Raw genomic sequence first — 25,059 nt, forward strand, 5'->3', positions numbered from 1 at the left:
AATGGCTCGTACCCATGCACAGTGGAAGCAGTTTGCTGCCGAACTCAATATCGAAGGCCGCGCCTTCATCAACGGCAGCTATACCGCTGCCGCGGATGGCAAGACTTTCGACTGCATCAACCCGGCCAATGGCCAGAAGCTGGCGGACATCGCCTGCTGCGGCGAGGCCGAGGTCGAGGCTGCCGTCAAGGCCGCCCGCACTGCCTTTGATTCCGGTGCATGGTCCGAGCTGGCACCGCTGGCACGCGGCAAGATCCTCAAGCGCTTTGCCGCGCTGATCCGCGAACATGGCGACGAGCTGGCCCTGCTGGAAACCCTGGACATGGGCAAGCCGATTGGCGACTCCACCACCGTGGACGTGCCGGGCGCAGCCTACTGCGTGGAATGGTTTGCCGAGGCCATCGACAAGATCGGCGGCGAAGTGGCCCCGGTCGATCCGAAACTGGTGGGCCTGGTTACCCGCGAAGCCATTGGCGTGGTAGCCGCCGTGGTGCCGTGGAACTTCCCCATCCTGATGGCAAGCTGGAAATTCGGCCCGGCGCTGGCTGCGGGTAACGCCGTCATCGTCAAGCCGTCGGAAAAATCCCCGCTCACCGCCATTCGTCTGGCACAGCTGGCCAAGGACGCTGGCATCCCCGACGGTATCTTCCAGGTGCTGCCGGGTGCAGGTGAAGTCGGCAAAGCACTGGCGCTGCACATGGATGTGGATTGCCTGGCCTTCACCGGTTCCACCGGCGTGGGCAAGCTGATTGCCGGCTACGCAGCGCAATCCAACCTCAAGCGCGTGTGGCTGGAACTGGGTGGCAAGTCGCCCAATATCGTGCTGGAAGACTGCGCCGATATCGCCAAGGCAGCCCGCACCGCCGCCGGTGGCATTTTCTTCAATATGGGTGAAATGTGCACCGCCGGTTCACGTGTGCTAGTGCACAGCAAGGTGAAGGAACAATTCCTGGCTGAATTCAAAAAGGCAGCGGAAGGCTGGTATCCGGGCGATCCGCTGGACCCGGCCACCAGCATGGGTGCCATCGTGGACAAGATCCAGTACGACAAGGTGCTGTCCTACGTGGACAAGGGCATCAGCGAAGGTGCCGGCCTGATCTGCGGCGGCAAGGCCACCCACACAGACCGGGGCCTGTTCATCGAACCCACCGCCTTTGACTGCCCGCGCCCGGACATGACCACCTGCCGCGAAGAAATCTTCGGGCCGGTGCTGTCGGTGATCACCTTCGACACCATCGACGAGGCCGTACGCATCGCCAATGACTCCGAATACGGCCTGGCTGCCGCGGTATGGACTGCCAACGTGACTACCGCGCATCAGGTATCACGCCGCCTGCGCGCCGGTACGGTATGGGTGAACTGCTACGACGAAGGCGGCGACATGAACTTCCCCTTCGGCGGCTTCAAGCAGTCGGGTAATGGTCGCGACAAGTCACTGCACGCGCTGGAAAAATACACCGAACTGAAGAGCACGCTGATCAAGCTGTAAACCGATCCGGCTTGTTGTAAACATGCGGGCCTTTGCCAGTGGTGGCGAAGGCCCGTTTTGCCGTGCAGGCCTGCGGCAGACTTACAAGGTGTACTGCTGGATGATGCCGATTTGTTTTTCCGCCAAGGACAGCAATTGCCCTGCATTACGCGCTGCATCTGCAGCGCTAACGGATGACGCCTCCGCCATTTGCACCACCTGTTCAATACGCTGGGCAATACTGTTGGCCGCCAACCCCTGCTCGGTAATGGAAATGGCCATTTCTTCTACCATTTTCACGGTATTTCCAGTGGCATCGCCAATTCTGCCGATGGCCTGATCGGCGTCATCCGCTCTTGAAACACCCATCCGCGCCAACTCCTCGGCTACTTTCATCTGCTCGGTTGCCTGGGTGGACTTCTCTCGCATGGCATTGATGGTTTGTGAGATCTCCTGCGTGGAAACCGCGGTACGTTCCGCCAGCTTGCGTACTTCGTCGGCCACCACGGCAAAACCTCGGCCCAACTCGCCCGCGCGCGCCGCCTCTATTGCAGCATTCAAGGCCAACAAATTGGTCTGGTCGGCGATATCCTTGATCACCAGCACCACAGTATTTACTGTACCGCTATAGTTTTCCAATTCCCGAATGCTGACTCCGGACTTTTCCACAGCCTGAGAAATTTCACGTATATCCTGAATGGTCTGGGTAATGGTGGCCGAGCCTTGATGCGCCAGCGTTCCAGCCTCCTGCCCCAGATTGCGCGCATGCGTGGCACGTTCGGCAATATGGTTCACCGCAACCGTCATTTGTTCGATCGAAGCGGCCATACTGGCAGAGGCTTCACTTTGCTGATTGGATGCAGAGGATACTTCTTTAGCAGACTGGCTGAACTCTTTGGAAGAAGTCATCACGGCACGGGCACTGGTCTGCATTTCGCCAAAGTTATGATGCAGATTCTCAATCAGTGCATTCACGGTATTCAGCACCTCACAGACCTCATCCCGACCCTTTCGTACATGGCGCACGGTGAGATTCTTATCCTTGTTTAACTGATAAATAACGGATTTCATTTCAGCCAAGCCACCAGCGATAGCCCGATAAACATTTAAATATACAAGCGACAATATCAGAAAAGAAATTCCGGCAACTGAAGAGAGCATAAGCACATTGCGGGCCGAAGCTGATGCATCCTCGCGTTGAATATTCTCCGCAATTTTCATATTGTAGGCAACATGCTCACGAATAGCGCGCATAAATGCCTCGGCCGCCATCTTGACATCCCCAGTCAAAAAATGGGCAAGTGCAATACCTCGCCCGGTTGCCGTAGCCTCCAGCGCTAGTGCAGACAGCACCGCCTTATTATAACGATCAAATGCTTCCTTATCCTTCAAGAGCAGCATCTTATCCTGCTGGTCATATATATCATTTTTTTCATATCGATCCAGCACCTGCTTTAGTTGCACGGCTGAAGATTGAAACATCTGCAGCAGCTTTTTTCGCTCTTCAGTAGAATCAACCAATAGCGTTTTATTGGCATCAGTGCGCATTTCGACAAATGCATCAATAGCGCCATTCAGATCCTTGACCGATGGCAGCAGATTATTCAACGCATCATCCAGTCTGCGATCTGCCATTTTTTCAAAACTGATTGCCATTACAACCAGAATCAGCATGGTCAACACTGAAACCAGAATGGACATTAACAATCTTGATGAGAGCTTCATCAAACACCTCAGACATTTGGTGGTAAATATCTTGCTTATAGCACCCCCATCATTAGCTTCAAGCAACGCCACACAAGTCAATCTTGACCTTTAGTACAGGTTAAAACATCAGCAAATAAATCACCATAAACTATGTAAATTTATTCAGGCCAATCACATTGAATGCATTTCACTCTTAATGACCGCAGCCATTAATAAAACGCAATTCATAATACCAATAAAAAAGGCGCTTCTGCAGAAGCGCCCAGGCACAACATCATCATTCATTTAATACTGCAATCCATCTTATGGCATATAGCGCCAACACCGGACGTGGTGCCAGACCTGTCAAGTCATGGAGAAAATCGTCAAACTTGTGCTGCCATATTCAAAGCCAGCGCCTCGGCCACACGGATGCCATCCACACCAGCGGATAAGATACCGCCAGCGTAGCCAGCACCCTCGCCGGCCGGATACAAACCCTTCACGTTCAGGCTTTGCAGATCTTCACCACGGGTAATGCGCAGTGGCGAGCTGGTGCGGGTTTCCACCCCGGTCAGCACGGCATCGTGCATGTCGTAGCCGCGAATCTTCTTGCCGAACTCTGGCAGCGCCTCACGCATGGCGGCGATGGCAAAGTCCGGCAGCGCGCTGGACAGGTCGGTCCAATGCACGCCAGGCTGGTAGGACGGTTCCACCGAACCGACTGCGGTGGAGGCGCGGCCAGCCAGGAAATCGCCCACCAGTTGGGCCGGGGCCTCGTAAGTACTGCCGCCCAGCACATAGGCGTGGCTTTCCAGCGCGCGCTGGAAGGCAATGCCCGCCAGTGCACCGCCTGGGTAGTCTTCCGGGTTGATGCTGACCACCATGCCGGAGTTGGCATTGCGCTCGGCACGGGAATACTGGCTCATACCATTGGTCACTACGCGCCCCTCTTCCGAGGTTGCCGCCACCACCTGCCCGCCCGGACACATACAGAAGCTGTAAACCGCACGACCGTTGCTGGCGTGGTGCACCAGTTTGTAATCCGCCGCCCCCAGAATGGGGTGACCAGCATATTTGCCCCAGCGCGCCTTGTCGATCAGGGCTTGCGGGTGTTCGATACGGAAGCCCACCGAGAACGGCTTGGCCTCCATGAACACACCGCGCTGATGCAGCATCTCGAAGGTATCGCGTGCGCTATGGCCCAGTGCCAGAATCACGTGGTCGGCCTCGATCTGGCTGCCATCAGCCAGCGTCAGGCCACGGATGTGGCCATTGTCGATGTGCAAATCGGTCACGCGTTGCTGAAAGCGGATTTCACCGCCCAGCGCCTCGATTTCCGCCCGCATCTTCTCCACCATGCTGACCAGGCGGAAAGTACCGATATGGGGCTTGGCGATGAACAGGATTTCTTCTGGCGCACCGGCCTTGACGAACTCGGTCAGCACCTTGCGGCCCAAATGGCGCGGATCCTTGATCTGGCTGTACAGCTTGCCGTCGGAGAAAGTACCGGCACCACCCTCACCAAACTGCACATTGGATTCCGGGTTCAGCACATTCTTGCGCCACAGGCCCCAGGTATCCTTGGTACGTTCACGCACTTTCTTGCCGCGCTCCAGCACGATAGGCTTGAAGCCCATCTGCGCCAGCAGCAAGGCAGCCAGCAGGCCACAGGGACCAAAACCCACCACCACCGGGCGCTTGGCCAGCGTGGCCGGGGCCTGGGTGACAAAGTGATAGCTGGTATCCGGCGTGGGCAGCACATGGACATTGCCCTTGAAACGGGCCAGCAGCCTGGCTTCGCCTTCCACTTCCATATCGATGATGTAGGCCAGGCTCATCACGCCACGGCGGGCATCATAGCTGCGCTTGAATACGGTGTAATTTTTCAGCTCGGCTGGCTTGATGCCGAGAAAGGCCACAATGGCCTCGGTCAGTTCTGCTTCGCTGTGATCCAGCGGCAGTTTGAGTTCGGTAATGCGTAACATGCTGATTCCAATGCGCAGGTTGCTGTCTATTCAACAAGGGCCGTATTGTAGGAGGGACGTCCGGCAAAAGCAAAACCGGCCCAGGGGGCCGGTGTAATCTGCCAGAAAACGGCGCTGGCTCAGTCGCGGAAGTTGTTGAACTGCAGCGGCACACCGTTTTCCTTGTCGTCGGCAATCTCCTTGCGTAGCAGGGCGATACATTCTTGCAGCAGGTCACGCTTGGCACCGGACACGCGCACCGCTTCGCCCTGGATGCTGGCCTGCACCTTCAGCTTGGCATCCTTGATGATGCGGACGATCTTCTTGGCCATTTCGGTTTCCAGGCCTTCCTTCACGGTCAGCACTTTTTTCACCTTGTTGCCGCTCACCTTTTCCAGCTTGCCATATTCCAGGCTGCGGACATCCACGTTGCGCTTGGACAGCTTGCTCACCAGGATGTCGTTGACCTGGTCCAGCTGGAATTCGGCATCGGCATACAGGGTGATTTCCTTGTCGGTCTGCTCGATGCGGGAATCACTGCCCTTGAAATCGTAGCGGGTGGAGACTTCTTTATTGGACTGCTCGACGGCATTGCGCACTTCTACTTTATTGACTTCGGAAACGATATCAAAAGACGGCATGGCGGGATCCTGTAAGGCATGTATATCTGAATGGCGCAATTCTAGAGATTGCGCACGCCCTTGTCACTCGCCAGCCTGCGCACTGCCCTCGCCCAGCCGCACACGCATGGCTTCCACCTCCTGCAGGCGGTTGCTGATCGTTCCCCAGTAACGGGTATTGATGGCGGCAATCACCGCATCCACCAGCAGCATCAGCGGGGTATTGCTGTCCCAGCCGGAAGGACCGGCAGTATGCGCGGCCAGGGTGAAACGTGCCACCCGGGAAACCGGTGACAGCCACTGATCGGTAAACAGCAGCACATTGACTTTACGCTGGGCGGCCATCTCGGCAATGCTCAGCGCGCCATCCCAGTAACGACGGATATCAAAGATCACCAACACATCGTGCTTGCCCATGTCCACCAGCGAATCCGCCCAACTGGACGGCAGGCCGCGCAGGTGCACCACGTCGGCGCGTACTACTTTCAGGTGGTGGCACAGATAGGCAGCCAGCGGGTCGGTCAGCCGCCCGCCCAGCAGCCAGATGCGGTGCTTGCGCTCACCCAGCATGTCGACCACGCCATCGAATTCGGCCCGCGGCAAATGGGCCACCGTCTGCTGCATCAGCTGGGCCACCTTGCTGGCATAAGCCACCAGAAAATCATGATCACCCTGCAACTGGGCCGGATCATGCCGCACCAGGGGTGACTGCAGCCGTACTTCCAGTTCGTCGCGCAGGGCAGTCTGGAAGGCGGTATAGCTGTCATAGCCCAGCTTGCTGATCAGCCGCAGTACGGTCGGGCCGCTGACATCCGCCCGTGCTGCCAGCTGGGCAATGGTTTCCAGTCCGGCCACCGGATAGTTGGCCAGCAACACCCTGCCCACCTTGCGTTCGGTTGGGGTCAGGCTTTCGAACAGGCTGCGGAGCTCTTCCGCAATGGACCGCTGATGATTCAAGGCTTTCTCCACAATCAGGCCATGACTGACAAGCCGTTGTTATCAATGTCCAACTTCGGCAAAAAACGCATACATCCCGCTGATGATACCAGCCATCGTGCTTTCAGCCGCATTGTGTCATTGCTTCCACATTGCATAGCACAATCTAATTTTTATTACATTTTCTACTTGATTGACAAATTTCTAACGAACAATACTGTGCGCAACAGGAGGAAGACAGCACCTGCCACCCCCCAACACCAGCGCAAGGAGCAATCATGGATGCTCGGCATGTGAAGACAATGGCGGATTTGAAAACCCTGATCGAACAGCGCCAGTTGCGCCAGATCAAGGTTGGCCTGGTTGATATCGATGGCGTGATGTGCGGCAAATACATGTCGCGTGACAAGTTCCTGTCCTCGCTGGAGGGCGGCTTTGGCTTCTGTGACGTGGTCTTCGGCTGGGATGTGGGGGACAAGCTGTACAACAACACCCTGCTGACCGGCTGGGGGCGCGGCTATGGCGATGCGCAGATCCGCCTGATCCCCGAGTCCTGCCGCGAACTGCCGCTGGAAGACAATATGATTTTCGTGCAGGGCGAGGTGGTGGGCCGGCTGGAAGGCCTATGTCCGCGCGGCGTGCTGCGGCGGGTGGTGGAGCGGGCCCGCACCATGGGCTTCGAGCCGATGGCCGGTTTCGAGTACGAATTCCTAGTTACCGACGAAAGCCATGAGGCATTACAAAGCAGGCTGTACCAGCAGCCCAAGCCACTGGGCAGCGGCGCATTTGGCTACTCAGTGCTGCGCAACTCGGTGAATACCGAGTTCTATCGCGGCCTGCTGGATCTGTGCGAGCAGATGAACATGCCGATCGAGGGCTTTCACGAGGAAACCGGCCCCGGCGCACTGGAAGCTGCCCTCACCGTGGATCACGCCATGACCGCTGCCGACAACGCCGTCTGCTTCAAGACCTTCTCCAAGGTACTGGCCGAAAAACAGGGACGCATGGTCTGCTACATGGCCAAGTGGAATGAAGAACACTCCGGTCAGGGCGGGCACATCCATATTTCACTGAAAGACCGCGACGGCCACAGCGCCTTCCACCAGGCTGGCCACGAACACAATATCAGCGACACCATGCGCCATTTCATTGGCGGCATCCAGAAACTGATGCCGCAGTTCATGAGCCTGGCCGCTCCCACCATCAACAGCTTCCGTCGGCTGGTGCCTGGCTACTGGGCGCCGACCAGCGCCTTGTGGGGCGTGGATAACCGCACCGTAGCCATTCGTGCCATCCCGGGCAGCAGCAAGTCGCAGCGGGTGGAGTACCGCCTGCCCGGTGCCGACACCAATCCCTATCTGGCCTTGGCCAGCGGCCTGGCTGCCGGGCTGTACGGCATCGAGAACAAGATAGAACCGGAAGAAGCGGTCACCGCCAACGGTTACCTGATGCAGGCACCGCCCCATCTGCAACTGCACCGCACCCTGTGGGATGCCGCCCAGGCACTGCGCGGCTCGGCCGCGGCGCGTGACTGGTTCGGCGATGATTTTGTCGATCACTTTGCCGCCACCCGCGAGTGGGAAGAACGCGAGTTCCAGCGCCATGTGACGGACTGGGAATTGAAACGCTACTTCGAGATCATCTAAATGAGCACCTCATTCGCTGTCATCACCCCGCTGGACGGCTCCATCCTGCTGGAACGCCCCTACGCCACCGCCGCCCAGACCCAGGCAGTTCTCGATGCGGCCTGCGCCGCGCAGCGCGGCTGGCGACATACCGCGCTATCTGAACGCAAGGCGCTGATAGGCAAGGCGGTGGACTGGCTGCTTGCCAATAAAGACCGCTGTGCCGATGCCATCACCCGCCAGATCGGCCGCCCCATCAGCCAGTCACCGGGCGAGCTGCGCGGACTGGAAGAGCGGGCCCGTTACATGCTGGACATTGCCGAACAGGGCCTGGCCGATATCCAGCCCACCGCCAAAGCAGGTTTCCAGCGTTTCATGCAGCGCGAGCCGCTGGGTACGGTACTGGTGCTGGCACCGTGGAACTACCCCTTCCTCACCGCCATCAACACCATCGTGCCGGCACTGGCCGCCGGCAATAGCGTCATCCTCAAGCACTCATCGCAAACCCCGCTGGTGGCCGAGTTGTTCCAGCAGGCTTTCGATGCCGCTGGCTTGCCGGCTGGCGTGTTCCAGAGCCTGCATCTGGATCATGCCGCTACCCTGCGGCTGGTGGCGGCTCCGCAGATCGACTTTGTCGCCTTTACCGGCTCGGTAGCCGGCGGCCATGCCGTGCAGCAGGCAGCCAGCACCCGTTTTATCGGCGTGGGGCTTGAGCTGGGCGGCAAGGACCCGGCCTATGTACGCGAAGATGCCGATCTGGCCAGTGCCATCGAAAACCTGGTAGACGGTGCGTTTTTCAACTCCGGGCAATCCTGCTGCGGCATCGAGCGCATTTATGTGCACCACAGCCACTACCAGGCCTTTGTCGATGGCTTTGTCGAACTCACCAAGGCTTACCGCTTTGGCAATCCGCTGGATGCCAGCACCAACCTCGGCCCCATGGTGCGCGCCAGTGCCGCCAGTTTTGTACGCAGCCAGATTGCTGATGCGATGGCTGCCGGGGCGCGGGCGCTGATTCCGGCCGGCCATTTTGCCGCAGATGCCCCAGGCACTGCCTACCTGGCCCCGCAGGTGCTGGTGGACGTGCATCACGGCATGAGCGTGATGCGTGACGAAAGCTTTGGCCCGGTGATCGGCATCATGCCGGTGGATTCCGATGCCGAAGCCGTGGCCCTGATGAACGACAGCGTCTATGGCCTGACGGCATCGCTGTGGACGCAGGACAGCGCCGCCGCCATCCGCCTGGGGCAGGAAATTACCACCGGCACCGTATTCATGAACCGCTGCGACTACCTGGACCCAGCCCTGGCCTGGACCGGGGTCAAGGACACCGGCCATGGCATCTCGCTATCGGTGCTTGGCTACCAGCAGCTCACCCGCATCAAGTCCTTCCATCTCAAGGGGTAGATCATGCAATTGCAAGGTAACTGGAACTATCCAACCAGCATCCGCTTTGGTGCCGGCCGCGCCAGCGAGCTGCCAGCACTGTGCCAGCAACTGGGCATGCGCCGACCGCTACTGGTCACCGACCCCGGACTGGCCCGCCTGCCGCTGATAGCAAAACTGCTGGAATACCTGCACGCGGCCGGGCTGGAAACTACCGTTTTCAGCGATATGCGCCCCAACCCGGTGGGCCGCGATGTCTACGCCGGCATCCATGCTTATAAGGAAGGCCGGCATGATGGCGTGATTGCGGTGGGCGGCGGCAGCGCGCTGGATGTGGGCAAGGCCATTGCCCTGATGGTGGGACAGGATCGCCCGCTATGGGATTTCGAGGATGTGGGCGACAACTGGCTGCGGGTGAATGTGGCCGGCGTGGCCCCCACCATCGCCATTCCCACCACCGCCGGCACCGGCTCGGAAGTGGGCCGCGCCTCGCTGATCATCGATGAGGAGGACCACCGCAAAGTCATCATCTTCCACCCGTCCATGCTGCCACGGCTGGTGCTGGCCGACCCGGAACTCACCACCGGTCTGCCGCCACATCTGACGGCGGCCACCGGCATCGATGCCTTTGTGCACAATTTTGAAGCCTATTGCTCACCGTTTTATCACCCGCTAGCCCAGGGTGTGGCACTGGAAGGCATGAAGCTGGTACACGACTGGCTGCCCGCCGCCTATGCTGACGGCCACAATATCGAGGCGCGCTCGCACATGCTGGCCGCCTCCATCATGGGAGCCACCGCCTTCCAGAAAGGGCTGGGCGGCGTACATGCGCTGGCCCACCCCATCGGTGCGGTATTCGACACCCATCATGGCCTGGCCAATGCCATCCTGCTGCCCTATGTGATGGTGCGCAACCGCAGCGCCATTGCCGAGCGGCTAACGGCCGCCGCGCGCTATATCGGCCTGAGCGATTGCAGTTTCGACGGTTTCCTGACCTGGGTACTGTCCTTGCGCAGTGAGCTGGGCATTCCCCATACGCTGGGGCAGATCGGCATTCCGCTGGAGCGGGCCAGCGAGATCGGCCGCATGGCCAAGGCCGACCCCAGCGACGGCGGCAATCCTCTGGCGCTACAGGCGGCGGACTACAGCGCCATCTATCTGGCAGCAGTGGAAGGCAGGCTGTCATGAAGCCCCCGCTGATCGGCCTGACCACCTACCCTGCCGGCCAGGGCTACGGCTACCACACCCCGGTGGATTACGTGCATGCCGTAGTGAGGGCTGGTGGTGTGCCGGTACTGCTGCCACCGGTGGGCGAATCCGCCATTGAGCGCTGGTTGGCCGTGCTGGACGGCGTGGTGCTGATTGGCGGCGGCGATATTGCCCCTGCGCTGTTCGATGGCGGTGCCCACCCCACCATCTACAACCTCAGTGCAGAGCGGGACGATACCGAAACCGCGCTGGCACGCTCCCTGCTTGCATGCAAGCTACCCACGCTGGCCATCTGCCGCGGTTTGCAAATTCTCAACACCGTCCTGGGCGGCAGCTTGCATCTGCATCTGCCGGATGTGGTGGGCGAGGCGGTGGCGCATCGGGTGCCACCACGCGACCCGACACTGCACAGCGTGCGCGTGGCCGGTGACTCCTGCCTGGCCAGCCTGCTGGGTGGCACGCAGATCAGCAGCAAGTCCTGGCATCACCAGGCAATCGACCGCGCCGGCGATGGCGTACGGCCGGTGGCCTGGGCCGAGGATGGCGTCATCGAGGCCATCGAAATCGACGACGCACCACAAGTGATTGCCGTGCAGTGGCATCCGGAGCTTTCCGCCGCGGACGACAGCAGCCAGCAAGCGCTGTTTGATGCATTGATCAGAATGAGCAGCAACAAGAACTGAAACCGGCAGCAGCGCAAGCCACCATTCAGTCATTTCGGCAGCAACGGGCCGCAGAACGCCAGCAACAGACAGGCAAGAGCAGAAGCGATGGGAAGGGTAAGGCCGCATGGCAATACCGGACCCAGGCCACTCTCTTGCCCGCAAGCGGCTGGCAATGCAAAGGGTGATGTTTCAGCAAGTGCATTTCCATGACGTGTCATTCAACACCGGAAAAAGGATCATCATGAATCGCGATCAGCACGCAGCCACGCCGCAGGGCGAGGACGAGAAACTGTTACACAGCATGGGGTACGCTCAGGAGTTGTCCAGACGCATGAGCGGTTTTTCCAACTTTGCTATTTCCTTCTCCATCATCTGTATTCTGGCCGGCGGCATTACCGCCTTTCCCGCCGGACTGAGCGCCGGAGGCGGCGCTTCCATCGGCATAGGCTGGCCGGTGGGTGCCCTGTTTGCCAGCATTGTTGCCGCCGCCATGGCACAAATTGCTTCGTCCTACCCAACCGCCGGCGGCCTGTATCACTGGTCGTCCATTCTCGGCGGCAAAGGTTTGGGCTGGGTGACCGCCTGGATCAACCTGCTGGGGCTGATTTTTGTAGTGGCCTCGGTCAATTTCGGGGTGTACGACCCCTTCTTCAAAACCCTGATCGCACCACTGCTGGGCATCAATCCGGACAAACTCACCTGGACGGAGCAGACACTGTTCCTGGCCGGCATCACCATCAGCCAAGCCTGGCTGAATCACCTGGGCATCAAGATTACCACCCGGCTGACTGATATGTCCGGCTACCTGATTTTTGTCATCGCCGTGGTGCTGACCGTATCGCTGCTGGCTTACGCCCCCGGCCCGCTGGACTTCTCCCGCCTGTTCACCTTCAGCAATTTCAGCGGTGCCGATGGCGGCACCTGGCCCAAAACCGACAACAGCCTGCTGGTTTTCCTGTCCGGCTTGCTGCTGACGGTTTACACCCTTACCGGCTATGACGCCTCCGCCCATACCTCGGAAGAAACCCATCAGGCCGCTCACAACGTACCCAAGGGCATTCTGCGCTCGGTACTGTGGTCTGCCCTGTTCGGCTACATCCTGATCTGCACCTTCGTGCTGGTGCTACCCAGCATGCAGGCAGGCGTCAAGGCTGGCATGGGCTTTTTCGACCTGCTGCTGGGCAGCCTGCCGCCGCTTCTGAAGGCAGTACTGGGTATCGGCATTTTCCTGGTCAACTATCTGTGCGGTCTGGCCTGCCTGACTTCCACCTCACGCATGATGTACGCCTTTGCCCGCGATGGTGGCCTGCCCTTCTCCCATCAGCTCAAGCAAGTGCACCCGGTACACCGCACACCGGGCCTGGCTATCTGGGTGAGCGCCACCCTGGCAATCGTTGCCACCTTGTACGGCGATGCCTTTACCGTGCTGTCGGCTGGCTCTGCAGTGTTCCTGTACATTTCCTACATCATTCCGGTCACCGCTGGCATGTTTGCCGAAGGCAAAACCTGGACCCACAAAGGACCATTCAGCCTGGGTGCGGCATCAAAGCCCATCGCCCTGCTGGCCACCATCGGTGGTGCCGTGCTGGCCTTTGTCGGCATGCAGCCACCGAATGAGAAGGTGCTGTACCTGACCATTGCCCTGCTGCTGGTGCTGCTGTTTTTCTGGTTTGTGCTGGGAGTGCGCAAGCAGTTCAAGGGCCCGCCGATTGGCGAGCGCATCCAGAAGCATCAGGCGCATATCCGCGAGATAGAAAGCGCGCTGGACAAGACCACCTGAATCCCTTACTGCATCTGTAACGGCCATGCCCGGCATGGCCTTTTTCATATCAACTGCAGCGGTGCTGCATGCCTGTTCATGCCAGGAAAACCTGCTTGCCCCCAACTGGAAAATACTTAATGATGTTGTCTTGTTTGCCTTGAGAACAACGCCATGATCGTGAGCCCGGAACAACTGGCAGCCTTCACCGCTGCCGCCGTACTGATTACCCTCTCCCCCGGACCGGACAACCTGATGGTACTGAGCCTGGGCATTGCCAAGGGCCGCCGCCAGGGCATGGTTTTCGGCCTGGGTTGCGCACTGGGCTGCATCACCCACACCGTACTGGCCGCACTGGGGGTGAGCGCGCTGATTGCTGCTTCGCCCATGGCCTTTGGCCTGCTGAAAATTGCCGGTGGCAGCTATCTGGTGTATCTGGGCTGGCAGGCCATTCGCAGCAAGGGCAGCAGCCTGCACGCCGACCAGCGCCAGACCGATAACACGCCGCTGGCAGCGCATTTCCGCAAGGGACTGATTGCCAATGCCATCAATCCCAAGGTGGTGCTGTTCTTTCTGGCTTTCCTGCCGCAATTCGTCAATCCAGCCCAAGGGCATAGCGGATGGCAGACGGCCATTCTGGGGCTGATCTTCACTGCACAGGCTGCGATGCTGTTTGGCAGTCTGGGCTATTTTGCCGGTGCCATCGGCAGCTGGCTTAACCGCACTCCCAAGGCCAGCCAGTGGCTGGACCGCATTGCCGGCAGCATCTTCATCGCACTGGGCCTGCGCCTGATTCTGTCGCCGCAGCGCTAAGTCGCTGCTTGATTTCCCTGCCCCCATACGCAAAACGGGTTGGCACAAGCCAACCCGTTTTCCTTTGGTGCTGCTGCTCTCTCTTATTTGAGTACCAAGAACTCCACCAGCACGTTCTTGAAAATGAAGCCCACCACACCAAAACCCAGCACCAGAAACAGAATGGCCGTACCCATCTTGCCAGCCTGGGATTTCTTGCCCAGATCCCAGATGATGAAGCCCATGAAGATGATGAGACCGGTCAGACATACGGTCATGGAAATATCGGTAAATTGCTCTTCAGACACCCTGATGTTCCTTGATGAATGCGGCTGTATGGTCAGGCGCACAGCGCTTGTGCACACGGCAGTCTTGGTGAAGCCGATACGATACGCCGCATCTACGCCCCGCTCAACTTTTCCTCAATCACAGATCGGCCAAAAGCAAAAAACCGCCCGAAGGCGGTTTTTCAACAGCGGGCCAATCAGCCGCGCTTGAGCTTGGCGTTGGCAGCAATCCGCATACGCAGTGCATTGAGGCGGATGAAGCCAGCCGCATCAGCGTGGTTGTAAGCGCCGCCGTCTTCATCGAAGGTGGCGATGTTCGGGTCGAACAGCGAATCGGTCTTGGATTCACGGCCCACCACGATGACATTGCCCTTGTACAGCTTCAGGCGTACCCAGCCGTTGACGGTGGCTTGCGAAGCGTCGATCAGGCCTTGCAGCATCTGACGCTCCGGGCTCCACCAGTAGCCGGTGTAGATCAGCTGGGCATACTTCGGCATCAGTTCATCCTTCAGGTGGGCCACTTCGCGGTCCAGTGTGATGGATTCGATGGCGCGGTGTGCCTTCAGCATGATGGTGCCGCCCGGGGTTTCGTAGCAGCCACGGGACTTCATGCCCACGTAACGGTTTTCCACGATGTCCAGACGACCGATGCCATGCTTGCCGCCCAGGCGGTTCAGCTCGGTCAGCACCTGAGCCGGGCTCATGGCCACGCCGTTGATGGCGGTGATGTCACCCTTTTCGTAGCTCAGCTCGATGTATTCGGCCTGGTCCGGTGCATTTTCCGGGCTGACCGTCCACAACCACATATCTTCTTCCGGCTCGGCTGCCGGATCTTCCAGCACGGTGCCTTCGTAGGAGATGTGCAGCAGGTTGGCATCCATGGAGTACGGGCTGCCACCGTTCTTTTTCTTGCTGATGTCGATACCATGCTTTTCGGCATAGCTCAGCAGTTTTTCACGGGACAGCAGGTCCCATTCGCGCCACGGCGCAATCACCTTGACATCCGGTTTCAGAGCGTAATAGCCCAGCTCGAAACGCACCTGGTCGTTACCCTTGCCGGTGGCACCGTGCGATACCGCATCGCCACCCACGGCATTGGCGATTTCGATCTGGCGCTTGGAAATCAGCGGACGGGCGATGGACGTACCCAGCAGGTACTCGCCTTCGTAGATGGCGTTGGCACGGAACATCGGGTAAACGTAGTCGCGCACGAACTCTTCGCGCAGGTCTTCGATAAAGATGTTTTCCGGCTTGATACCCAGCGCAATCGCTTTCTTGCGGGCCGGTTCCACTTCTTCACCTTGGCCGATGTCGGCGGTGAAGGTCACCACTTCACAGTGGTAAACATCTTGCAACCATTTGAGGATGACGGAGGTATCCAGGCCACCGGAGTAGGCCAGCACTACTTTTTTGATGTCAGACATGATGCGTTTTCTTTCCAGCGAATCTAGTGGGTTGTCCTGCCGGTTCAGTCGTACTGATGACCAAGCAGCAGATATTCGATCAGGGCTTTCTGGGCGTGCATGCGGTTTTCCGCCTCATCCCATACCACGCTCTGCGGGCCGTCGATGACCTCGGCGGTCACTTCCTCACCACGGTGGGCAGGCAGGCAATGCATGAACAGCGCGTCCGGCTTGGCATGCTTCATCAGCTCGGCATTCACCTGGTAGCTGGCAAACGCTTCCAGTCGGGCTGCACTTTCTGCTTCGTAGCCCATGCTGGTGAACACGTCGGTAGTGACCAGATCGGCCCCTTCCACGGCCTTGACGGCGCTGTGACTGGGCTCGAAATGCTCGGGGCCGTAATGCACGCCATCCAGCACCGTCAGCTCGTAACCTACCGGCGTAGCCACCTTCAGCTTGAAGCCAAGAATCTTGGCCGCCTGCAGCCAGGTACGGCAGACATTGTTGCCATCGCCAATCCAGGCCACGGTCTTGCCCTTGATCGAGCCACGATGCTCAATGAAGGTGAAGATGTCGGCCAGGATCTGACAGGGGTGGTATTCATTGGTCAGGCCGTTGATGACCGGCACCTTGGAATGCGTGGCCAGACGCTCAACCAGCGACTGCTCGAAGGTGCGGATCATGATGATGTCGCTCATGCGCGACAGCACCCGTGCCGTGTCTTCAATGGGCTCACCGCGCCCCAACTGGGAGGTCTTGGTATCCAGGAACATGGCATGACCGCCAAGCTGAGCCATGCCGGCTTCAAAGGAAACCCGCGTACGCGTGGAATTCTTTTCGAAGATCATGGACATTACGCGGCCTACCAGCGGCTGATACAGCTGTTTTTCGCTGTGTCGTCGCTTCAGAACCTTGGCACGCTCGAAGATGTGGCGATACTCCTCGTGGTTCAGGTCGCTGAATTGCAGGTAATGTCCTACTTGCTTCATGGGTAAGATTTCCAAAAAAAAAGACCATCGCGCATAGAACACGGTGTGTGTCTTCATGCGCAATGGCACATTACTACACGCAGGTCTCAAGTCAGTTAACTGGTGTCGCAATCCCGTAGCAATTGGATACTGGATTTATATATTTGCGACAATTGTTATATTTATCGGAAATCTGCCATTCTGACAAGGTCTCAGCCGAACAATAATCTGTCAGGCAAATGCGAAAGCTCCCTATCTTTTAGCACTCTGACATACATTTCCCCGCCATCTTCGGCGAGTCCATGCATTTCTATGGTCTTTTGTGTCTTTTGCAGACGCGCCAGATAAGACAGGATACTGTCGTCAATTACCTGACCGGGCACCAGAACCGGTATGCCCGGCGGGTAAGGCACGATCTGATCGCAACATACCCGGCCATTGAGCGCAGCATTGGGACGGCCATCATCATCCAGCAGCGGCAGGCGCTCACCAGCCTCATAAAAGGCGTCGCGCGGCAAGCAGGCCAGGCGGGAAAAGCGCGGAATCTCCGGCATCCGCCCGACAGCACGCGGTGTGCGCTTTTCCTTGGCCAGACGCAGCAGCGCATCATACAGCCGTGATACCTTGCTGCGCGTGGTACCCATGGTCAGCAACAGGGTGATGGTGCTGAAGGTGGATTTCTCTACCTGGATGTTGTAACGCTCGAACAGCTCGTGTTGCAGCTCGTCGGTGGTAAAGCCGGACTGGCTGATATCCACGGTCAGCTTGGTCGGGTCCAGCCGGATGTCGTCCTCGCGCATTTCCTCGGGCAGCAGGTCTTCCAGCTCCAGCACGCGGAAAGCACCGGTGGAGTTGATCTTGTCACGCAGTTCCTCTGCCAGCTTCAGCGTACGGTCCAGCAGCCGGTAGCCCTCGGTCACGGCTTGCTTGCGTGCCACATCCAGGCTGGCAATCAGGTTGTACTGCGGGCTGGTGGAGGTATGCATATTGAAGTTCTCCCGGAACAGATGCTCGTCAAATCCGGGGTCATTCACATGGATCATGCTGGCCTGCGAGAAGGCGGACAGAATCTTGTGGGTACTTTGCGTGACATAGTCGGCACCGGATTCCAGCGCCGTGGGGCGGAAGGCCGGATGGAAACGGGCAAAACCGTACCAAGCCTCATCCACAATCACCTTGATGCCCTTCTCATGTGCCGCTTCGATGATGGGGACCAGATCGTAGCGCAGGCCATCATAAGTGCAGGAAGTCAGAATCAGCACCCGCGCATCCGGATTGGCCTCGATGGCGGCGAAGATGGTGGACTTGGGTACCGGCCCGAAAATGCCGTACTGCTTGTTGATGGAGGAATCCAGATACACCGGCAATGCACCGGACAGAATCACCCCGTGATGGACTGATTTATGGCAATTGCGGTCCAGCAGCAGCTTGTCACCCGGTGCCAGCAAAGTCTGGAAGATTACCTTGTTGGAAGTTGAGGTGCCATTGGTGGCGAAATAGGTCTTGCGTGCGCCAAAGGCTTTGGCGGCCAGCTTTTGCGACTCGGCAATCACCCCGGTCGGATGCAGCAGTGAATCCAGCATCGGCACCGAGACCGACAAGTCGGCGCGCAGCATGTTCTCGCCGACAAAGTCGTAAAAATCTCCGACCCACGGGCTGCCCTTGAGCGAATCACCACCGGCATGGCCCGGGGTATGCCAGGAGTCCTTGGCCATGCGCACGTATTGCTTGAGCTTGTCGTAAAACGGCGTAGCCGATTTCTCCGCCAGCTCGGCAGTCAGGATGCGGAACCAGCCGTTGTAGTCGGTTTCGTCACGATAGAAATAACCATCCACGGCGTGGCTGGCAAGATTCTCCACCAACACACGCTCGTCATCATCCATCAGCAATACATATAAGGACAATTCAGGGCGGAAGTGGCTGATCTGGTTGGCCAGCTCGACTGCAGCCTGATTCAGCCCTTTTTCCTGCAGCTGCTTGTCTACCAATACCGCCTGGATATCACCATCACGGCGGATGATGTCCATGGCCTCCTTCAGGCGCGATGCGCCCATGAAAGTTAGTCCATATGGGTTCTCCAGCCTTACGGCTACAGCACCCAGTCCGGCCAGCACATCAGACTGCCACTTTGCATCATCGCTTACCACCAGAACGCGGCTAACGGGTGTCATCAACTCATTTCTCCTGTGTGCAGAACACTGCGTACTTGTTATTTGTCTGTCCATGCGTACGCAAAACGTGTCAGCCTTTTCTTGTCACATGCCATCCAGTTTCCGCCGGAGACTATGCAGTGGCTGATCACGCCTGATGAATTGTTTTGGCTATCGTATCCACAAGCCGAGCGCGGCGTCATTTTGCAAAGCAGCATTTGCGCACCAACGAAAATCCATGACGCTTTAGCACCAAAACCACCCTCAGCTTGCGGTACAATCGCGCCATGCTGACCGATGCCGAAAAAGACGCCATTCGCGACCACTACCGTACCATTGCCGACAACCTGCCCGGCTTCCGTCCACGCGCTGCCCAACGCCGCATGCTGGCCGAGATAGCCAACGCACTGTCGCGCAGCATGGAAAAACAGGGTGATGCCTATCCCAATCGAGAGGGTGAGAGCATCGCAGTGATCGAAGGGCCGACCGGCGTTGGCAAAAGTCTGGCCTATTTGCTGGCCGGTGGTGTCATGGCAAGGTCACGCGGCAAAAAGCTGGTGGTCACCAGCGCCACCGTTGCCCTGCAAGAGCAGCTGGTCAATCGCGACCTGCCCTTCGTGGTGGAAAACAGTGGCCTGCCGCTGACATTTGCCTTGGCCAAGGGCCGTGGCCGTTATCTTTGTCCGCAGCGCATCTACGCACTGACCGCCGAAAATTCCCAGGGCCAATTGCTGGCCCCGGACCCGATGCTGGCCTTGTGGGACCGCAAGCCCCAGGCCGGTGAGATAGAAGCCTTGCGCAGCATGGCGGACGAGTTCTACTACCGCCGCTGGAATGGCGATCGTGACACCTGGAAAGAAATCATCGATGACAGCCTGTGGAGCCGCGTCACCAACGACCGCCACGGCTGTCTGAAAGCCGCCTGCCCCAACCGGCCGGAATGCCCGTTCTACCTGGCGCGCGACACCCTGGAAACCGTGGATGTCATCGTTGCCAACCATGATTTGATGCTGGCCGATGTTTCCATGGGTGGCGGCGTCATCTTGCCGGCCCCGGAAGACAGCTACTACTGCATCGACGAGGCACACCATCTGGCCAAAAAAGCCATCAACCAGTTCTCGGCTGAACACTCGCTTGCCCAGGCTATGAGCTGGCTGGACAAGGTAGCCCCCACAGCAGCCCGGGTGGAAACACTGACCGGCAAGGTGGAAATCACTACTCAGGCCATGGATGCTGCCAGTGCCTGCATGGAAACACTGAACGAATGGCTGTGGCTGCTTGGTGGCGAAGACGCACTCAGTGCCAACAGTGAAAACATGGAGCCCACCTGGCTGATGGATGACGGCCAGTTGCCAGAGCGCCTGCAGCAGCCAGCCCGCAATATGGCCATTGCCGCCCGCGCCATCTTCAAGCATCTGGCCGCACTGAACGATGCGCTGACCGAGGCCCGCAAGGAAAAAGGCAGCGATACCACCCAGATCGACAAAGCCGCCACTGACATCGGCTTTCTCAATGGCCGTGCCGAACAACTGATGGCGGTATGGGATCTGTTCGAGAAAGAAACCGAAGAATCCGCCCCACCCATCGCCAAATGGATTACCCGCCGCATCGAGGGCAAGGGTGACTATATTTTCTCCGCCTCCCCCGTCAGCGCAGCCGCCAGCCTGGCGGCCACCTTGTGGCGTCGTGCCGCCGGAGCAGTCCTCACCTCGGCCACCTTGCGCTCACTCGGTGCATTTGACCTGCTGCTATCGCAAACCGGGCTGAAATGGCTGCCCCAAGTCAGCTGTGTTGCACTGGATTCGCCATTCAACTTTACCGAGCAGGGCGAGCTGTATTTGCCACCTATGCTGGCCAGCCCCAAGGACCCACAAGGCCATACCCGCGAAATTGTCGAGTGGCTGCCCAAGCTGGTGGATATTGCCGAACCGGTTGGTACGCTGGTGCTGTTCTCCTCGCGCAAGCAGATGCAGGAGGTTGCTGCCCTGTTGCCAGAAAGCTTGCGCACCCAACTACTGATTCAGGGAGAAATCCCCAAAAGCGTACTACTGGAGACCCACCACCAGCGACTGAAAGAAGGACAACCCAGTGTGATCTTCGGACTGGACTCTTTCTCGGAAGGCCTGGATTTGCCAGGAGAGAGCTGCGTGCATGTCATCATCGCCAAGCTGCCGTTTGCCATGCCGGATGATCCGGTGGGGAAAACCCTGTCCCGCTGGATAGAAAAACGCGGCGGCAACCCTTTTGTCGAACTGACGGTTCCTGAGGCCTCCATCAAACTGATTCAGGCAGTCGGCCGGCTGATCCGCACCGAGCGCGATTATGGCCGTGTCACCATTCTGGACAACCGTCTGGTGAAACAAAGTTACGGAAAAAAGCTGCTTGCCTCGTTACCGCCATTCAAGCGCATCTGATTTTCAGGTAAAATTGCGGGTAAACCCGCTATTGCCCTGCAACAAAGACAGACCAAAACAAAAATCCTGTCTTTGCTATAGATAAATACAGAGACCACACCTTAAAAGCACACCCGGTTCATCACCATGATTTGCAATCCATATGAAGTAGTCATCCAGGGACTCACCTCCGAAGGCCGTACCTTCCGCCCCAGCGACTGGGCCGAACGTCTGGCAGGCATTCTCGCCTCTTTCGGTGGCGATCAGAAACTTTCCTACCACGCCTATGTACGCCCGATGCTACTGGAGGGGGTACGTTGCGTGGCCGTCGACAAGAAGCTGCAGAAGATCGACCCGCAGGTTTTCCAGTTTCTGATGGACTTCGCCAAGGACAATGATTTGCGTATTGTCGATTGTCGAACCTTGATCGACGAAATCTACCCCAACAAGTTTTTGGCGTAAAAACAACAAATCCGGTTTGTCTAGGCTTGATCTGCATCATTACTGCAACATCAGCGTCACATTTTGTGGTTAAACTTCGACAGTACTGACGTGCTGGACGGCTCAAACATAGAGTTCCGCCACAGCCAGTACGCATAACGAAACATAAAACCCCTGATGGAGCACTGATGATGCACAAGAAAAGCCTAGCCGCACTGGTTGCAACCCTGTTCGCCGTTCCGTTCGCCGCTCACGCTGACGTAACCATTTATGGTTTCCTGAGCAGCAGCATCGAATCCACCAAAGCTACCGGCGCTACCGCTGGTGACTACAAGTCCCGTACCCGTGTCGTGGACGACAACTCCCGCATCGGCTTCAAGGGCAACGAAGATCTGGGCAATGGCACCAAGGCCATCTGGCAGGTTGAAAGCAGCCTGCGCTACTTCGAGCAAGGCGGTACCAACGATATTGGCCAGGGTGCTACTTTCGCTAGCCGCAACTCCTTTGTTGGCCTGGACAACTCCAGCTTCGGTAAAGTTCTGCTGGGCCAGAACGACTCCGCCTACAAGTCCCTGACCAACATCGGCCTGAACCTGTTCGGCGATACCACCGCTGAAAACAACGGTGCTGCCAACGTTTACAGCCGTGGCGAAGCCCGTCTGAAGAACTCCATTCACTACTTCTCCCCTAACTGGTCCGGCTTCCAGGTTGGTGGTTCTTACGGCGTGGATGAAAGCCGCACTTCCAGCGGCAGCAACGGCAGCACCAACGCATCCCACCTGTCCTTGGCAGCAAACTACACCAACGGCGGCCTGCAACTGGCAGCTGGCTGGGATCGCACCAACGACACCGGCTTCAAGCAAGACCAATTCAAGAGCTCGGCCTACAAAGGTTTTGCCTGGTCCGGCGCTAACGTGACCTACACCAAACTGGCTGCCAGCTACAAATTTGCCACCGGCACTTTTGTTGGTGCCGGTTATGAATTCGGTCGCTTTGACCAAGCCATTGCTGGTGCCAGTTCCCTGAAACAAGATGACTGGACCCTGTCACTGGGCCAAGACATCGGCGCTGCTACCGTGAAGCTGGAATACAGCTCGCTGGGCCGTCTGAAGGGTGCCACTGCAGGTACTGAAGACAACTACAAGGCTCACCAGTGGGCGCTGGGTGTGGACTACAACCTGTCCAAGTCCACCAAGCTGTTCAGCTACTACACCAAGATCACCAACAAGCAATCGCAATCTGCGAACTTTGCCAACACTCCGGTTTACAACACCACCGACACCACTGCCAACACTGGCGTGTTGAACGCTGGCAACGACCCGCAAGCCTTCGGTGTTGGCCTGAAAGTTGCGTTCTAAGCTGAAAACCGCTTAGCAACAATCTGTAAAACGGGCGTCCCATGGGATGCCCGTTTTTTCATCATTTGCTAGAATGGAACATTGCCGCACACACCAAGACCACCACAATGAGCGTTGAACTGAAAACTCCCGCCGATATCGAGAAGATGCGTATCGCCGGCAAGCTGGCTTCCGAAGTACTGGATTACATCACCCCCTTCGTCAAACCTGGTGTCACCACCGAGGCCATCGACAAGCTGTGCCATGACTACATGGTCAATGAGCAAGGCTGCATTCCTGCCCCGCTCAACTATGCGCCGGACGGTCACAACCCCTACCCCAAATCCATCTGCACCTCGATCAACAGCGTGGTGTGCCATGGCATTCCCAATGACAAGCCGCTGAAAAACGGCGACATCATGAACATCGACATCACCGTGATCAAGGATGGCTACCACGGCGATACCAGCCGCATGTTCTTTGTCGGTGAAGTCAGCGAACACGCCCGCCGCCTGTGCAAGATCACTTATGAATGCATGTGGCGCGGTATCGAAAAGGTCAAACCGGGTGCCACGCTGGGTGATATCGGCTATGCCATCCAGCAATACGCCGAAACCAGCGGTTACAGCGTGGTACAGGAATTCTGCGGCCACGGCATTGGCAAGCGTTTCCATGAAGAACCGCAAGTATTGCACTACGGCCGTCCCGGTACCGGGCTGGAACTACAAGCTGGCATGATTTTTACCATCGAACCGATGATCAACCAGGGCAAGCGCCACCTGCGCATGATGGGTGATGGCTGGACTGTCGCCACCAAGGACCGCAGCCTGTCGGCACAATGGGAACACACCATTCTGGTTACCGAAACCGGCTATGAAATCCTGACCCAGTCGGCAGGAACACCGGCCAAGCCTGCCTCGCGCTAAGGTTTTGTTAGCAATACCACAGCAAACACCCGCATATTGTGGGTGTTTTTGTGTAAATACTGGTTAAGAAGAAGAATGGCATCTATAGTAAGCCCATGATCTGACAGTGTAAAAGCGACCTTAACATGCTTGGCATCAATACCAATCTCGGCGCACTCAACGCCCAGACCCAACTGGACAAATCGCGCAAGAATACCGAGCAGACGCTAGCCCAACTAGCCTCTGGCACCCAGCTCACCAGTGCAGCAGTCAATGCTGCAAATACGGCACTGTCCCAGTCACTGGAAGCGCAAGTACGTGGTGATAATCAGGCCAGCAGCAACGCCTTGGATGGCATCTCTCTGGTGCAGACAGCAGATGGCGCACTATCGCAATTACAGAGCAATAGCCAGCAAATTCAGGAACTGGCGATCCAGGCTGGAGACGCTGCACTCAACGGCAGCAATCGCCAGGCCATGCAACAGCAGGTAGACCAGCTAACCCAGAGCAACTCGGCCATCATCCAGAGTACGCAATACAATGGCACGTCCCTGCTGAGCGGCAATACCCAGCTGCAATTCCAGGTTGGCCCCAATGGCGGCAGCAGCAACCAGATCAGCGTCAGCACCAGCAATCTGAGCGCCAGCCCTGCCAGCGGCGGCCTCAACGGTTACAGCAGCAATCTGAATGCCACCGGCACCATCGACATTTCCAACCCGGCCAGTGCCATCGCCGCCCAGTCACAGATGCAATCCGACCTGGCAACGATAGGCAGCGCGCGCACCCAGCTGGGGGCGGCCAGTAACCAGTTTTCCACCGCCATCAGTAATCTACAAAATGCCTCACTCAATGCACAGGCAGCCAACAGCCGCATCAGCGATACCGACTATGCAGCAGCCACTGCGCAACTGGTACAGCAGCAGATACTCGGTCAGTCGGCTATTGCGGTCCAGGCGCAAGCCAATATGTCTCAGCGTAGTGCACTGAGCCTGCTAGGCTAACACGCGGCAACTTTCCGTCGGCTCCACACTCCAAGTCAGACATGCATCTTTATTTGCAACC

20 protein-coding genes are annotated in these 25,059 nt (G+C 58.0%); 12 read left to right on the plus strand and 8 right to left on the minus strand.

Features of this window, described 5'->3' with window-relative positions; genetic code table 11:
• Position 1: 1 nt before the first annotated feature.
• Positions 2-1,489 carry an aldehyde dehydrogenase gene (locus tag GSR16_RS12795; protein WP_159877966.1) on the plus strand — a complete coding sequence of 496 codons (1,488 nt, stop codon included), beginning with the start codon at positions 2-4 and terminating at the stop codon, positions 1,487-1,489.
• 81 nt (positions 1,490-1,570) lie between these two features.
• Here GSR16_RS12795 and GSR16_RS12800 read toward each other — a convergent pair whose 3' ends face one another.
• From GSR16_RS12800 to GSR16_RS12815, 4 genes are all read right to left on the minus strand, one after another.
• Positions 1,571-3,169 carry a methyl-accepting chemotaxis protein gene (locus tag GSR16_RS12800; protein WP_159877968.1) on the minus strand — a complete coding sequence of 533 codons (1,599 nt, stop codon included), beginning with the start codon at positions 3,167-3,169 and terminating at the stop codon, positions 1,571-1,573.
• A gap of 371 nt (positions 3,170-3,540) precedes the next feature.
• On the minus strand, positions 3,541-5,142 hold the full coding sequence (locus GSR16_RS12805) for an NAD(P)/FAD-dependent oxidoreductase (protein WP_159877970.1): 1,602 nt from the start codon (positions 5,140-5,142) through the stop codon (positions 3,541-3,543).
• 119 nt (positions 5,143-5,261) lie between these two features.
• Positions 5,262-5,762 carry a YajQ family cyclic di-GMP-binding protein gene (locus GSR16_RS12810; RefSeq protein ID WP_159877972.1) on the minus strand — a complete coding sequence of 167 codons (501 nt, stop codon included), beginning with the start codon at positions 5,760-5,762 and terminating at the stop codon, positions 5,262-5,264.
• 63 nt (positions 5,763-5,825) lie between these two features.
• Positions 5,826-6,698: a MurR/RpiR family transcriptional regulator gene (locus tag GSR16_RS12815; RefSeq protein ID WP_159877973.1), complete on the minus strand. Its 873-nt coding sequence runs from the start codon at positions 6,696-6,698 to the stop codon at positions 5,826-5,828.
• A gap of 257 nt (positions 6,699-6,955) precedes the next feature.
• Between GSR16_RS12815 and GSR16_RS12820 the strand changes: the two genes are divergently transcribed.
• The 6 genes from GSR16_RS12820 (at position 6,956) to GSR16_RS12845 (ending at position 14,134) form a co-directional block, all read left to right on the plus strand.
• Complete coding sequence (locus GSR16_RS12820) at positions 6,956-8,323, plus strand: glutamine synthetase family protein (protein WP_159877975.1); 1,368 nt, start codon at positions 6,956-6,958, stop codon at positions 8,321-8,323.
• Positions 8,324-9,709 carry an aldehyde dehydrogenase family protein gene (locus GSR16_RS12825; protein ID WP_159877977.1) on the plus strand — a complete coding sequence of 462 codons (1,386 nt, stop codon included), beginning with the start codon at positions 8,324-8,326 and terminating at the stop codon, positions 9,707-9,709.
• A gap of 3 nt (positions 9,710-9,712) precedes the next feature.
• The gene (locus GSR16_RS12830) at positions 9,713-10,876 is read left to right on the plus strand and encodes an iron-containing alcohol dehydrogenase (protein ID WP_159877979.1); all 1,164 of its coding nucleotides are present in this window, start codon (positions 9,713-9,715) and stop codon (positions 10,874-10,876) included.
• Positions 10,873-11,580, plus strand: a complete 708-nt coding sequence (locus GSR16_RS12835; RefSeq protein WP_159877981.1) for a gamma-glutamyl-gamma-aminobutyrate hydrolase family protein — start codon at positions 10,873-10,875, stop codon at positions 11,578-11,580. Before GSR16_RS12830 ends, GSR16_RS12835 begins: the two co-directional genes overlap by 4 nt.
• A gap of 223 nt (positions 11,581-11,803) precedes the next feature.
• Positions 11,804-13,342, plus strand: coding sequence for an amino acid permease (locus GSR16_RS12840; protein ID WP_205677430.1), 1,539 nt, complete (start codon positions 11,804-11,806; stop codon positions 13,340-13,342).
• A gap of 153 nt (positions 13,343-13,495) precedes the next feature.
• Positions 13,496-14,134 (plus strand): LysE family translocator, encoded by a 639-nt coding sequence (locus tag GSR16_RS12845; RefSeq protein ID WP_159877983.1) that lies wholly within the window; start codon positions 13,496-13,498, stop codon positions 14,132-14,134.
• Between the two features lie 83 nt (positions 14,135-14,217).
• On the opposite strand, the gene GSR16_RS12850 is transcribed toward GSR16_RS12845, so the two are convergent.
• The 4 genes from GSR16_RS12850 to GSR16_RS12865 all read right to left on the minus strand — a co-directional run bounded on the left by GSR16_RS12850 (position 14,218) and on the right by GSR16_RS12865 (position 18,942).
• The gene (locus GSR16_RS12850) at positions 14,218-14,391 is read right to left on the minus strand and encodes a DUF2788 domain-containing protein (RefSeq protein ID WP_420837523.1); all 174 of its coding nucleotides are present in this window, start codon (positions 14,389-14,391) and stop codon (positions 14,218-14,220) included.
• Positions 14,392-14,597: 206 nt separating this feature from the next.
• Positions 14,598-15,824, minus strand: a complete 1,227-nt coding sequence (locus tag GSR16_RS12855; protein ID WP_159877986.1) for an argininosuccinate synthase — start codon at positions 15,822-15,824, stop codon at positions 14,598-14,600.
• 44 nt (positions 15,825-15,868) lie between these two features.
• Positions 15,869-16,792, minus strand: a complete 924-nt coding sequence (gene argF / locus GSR16_RS12860; RefSeq protein WP_159877988.1) for an ornithine carbamoyltransferase — start codon at positions 16,790-16,792, stop codon at positions 15,869-15,871.
• 191 nt (positions 16,793-16,983) lie between these two features.
• Positions 16,984-18,942 (minus strand): aminotransferase class I/II-fold pyridoxal phosphate-dependent enzyme, encoded by a 1,959-nt coding sequence (locus GSR16_RS12865; RefSeq protein ID WP_159877990.1) that lies wholly within the window; start codon positions 18,940-18,942, stop codon positions 16,984-16,986.
• 266 nt (positions 18,943-19,208) lie between these two features.
• On the opposite strand from GSR16_RS12865, the gene dinG reads away from it, so the two are divergent.
• From dinG to GSR16_RS12890, 5 genes are all read left to right on the plus strand, one after another.
• Entirely contained in the window at positions 19,209-21,335 is a 2,127-nt protein-coding gene (dinG, locus tag GSR16_RS12870; protein WP_159877992.1) for an ATP-dependent DNA helicase DinG, read from the plus strand.
• A gap of 126 nt (positions 21,336-21,461) precedes the next feature.
• Positions 21,462-21,776: a DUF3579 domain-containing protein gene (locus GSR16_RS12875; RefSeq protein ID WP_089085335.1), complete on the plus strand. Its 315-nt coding sequence runs from the start codon at positions 21,462-21,464 to the stop codon at positions 21,774-21,776.
• Between the two features lie 170 nt (positions 21,777-21,946).
• Positions 21,947-23,113: a porin gene (locus tag GSR16_RS12880; protein ID WP_159880837.1), complete on the plus strand. Its 1,167-nt coding sequence runs from the start codon at positions 21,947-21,949 to the stop codon at positions 23,111-23,113.
• A gap of 107 nt (positions 23,114-23,220) precedes the next feature.
• The gene (map, locus tag GSR16_RS12885; RefSeq protein WP_159877994.1) at positions 23,221-24,018 is read left to right on the plus strand and encodes a type I methionyl aminopeptidase; all 798 of its coding nucleotides are present in this window, start codon (positions 23,221-23,223) and stop codon (positions 24,016-24,018) included.
• A 125-nt stretch (positions 24,019-24,143) separates the two neighbouring features.
• Positions 24,144-24,998 carry a flagellin N-terminal helical domain-containing protein gene (locus GSR16_RS12890; protein WP_159877996.1) on the plus strand — a complete coding sequence of 285 codons (855 nt, stop codon included), beginning with the start codon at positions 24,144-24,146 and terminating at the stop codon, positions 24,996-24,998.
• The last annotated feature ends 61 nt before the right edge of the window (positions 24,999-25,059 follow it).

The organism is Aquitalea denitrificans, from assembly GCF_009856625.1.
Lineage (GTDB): Bacteria > Pseudomonadota > Gammaproteobacteria > Burkholderiales > Chromobacteriaceae > Aquitalea > Aquitalea denitrificans.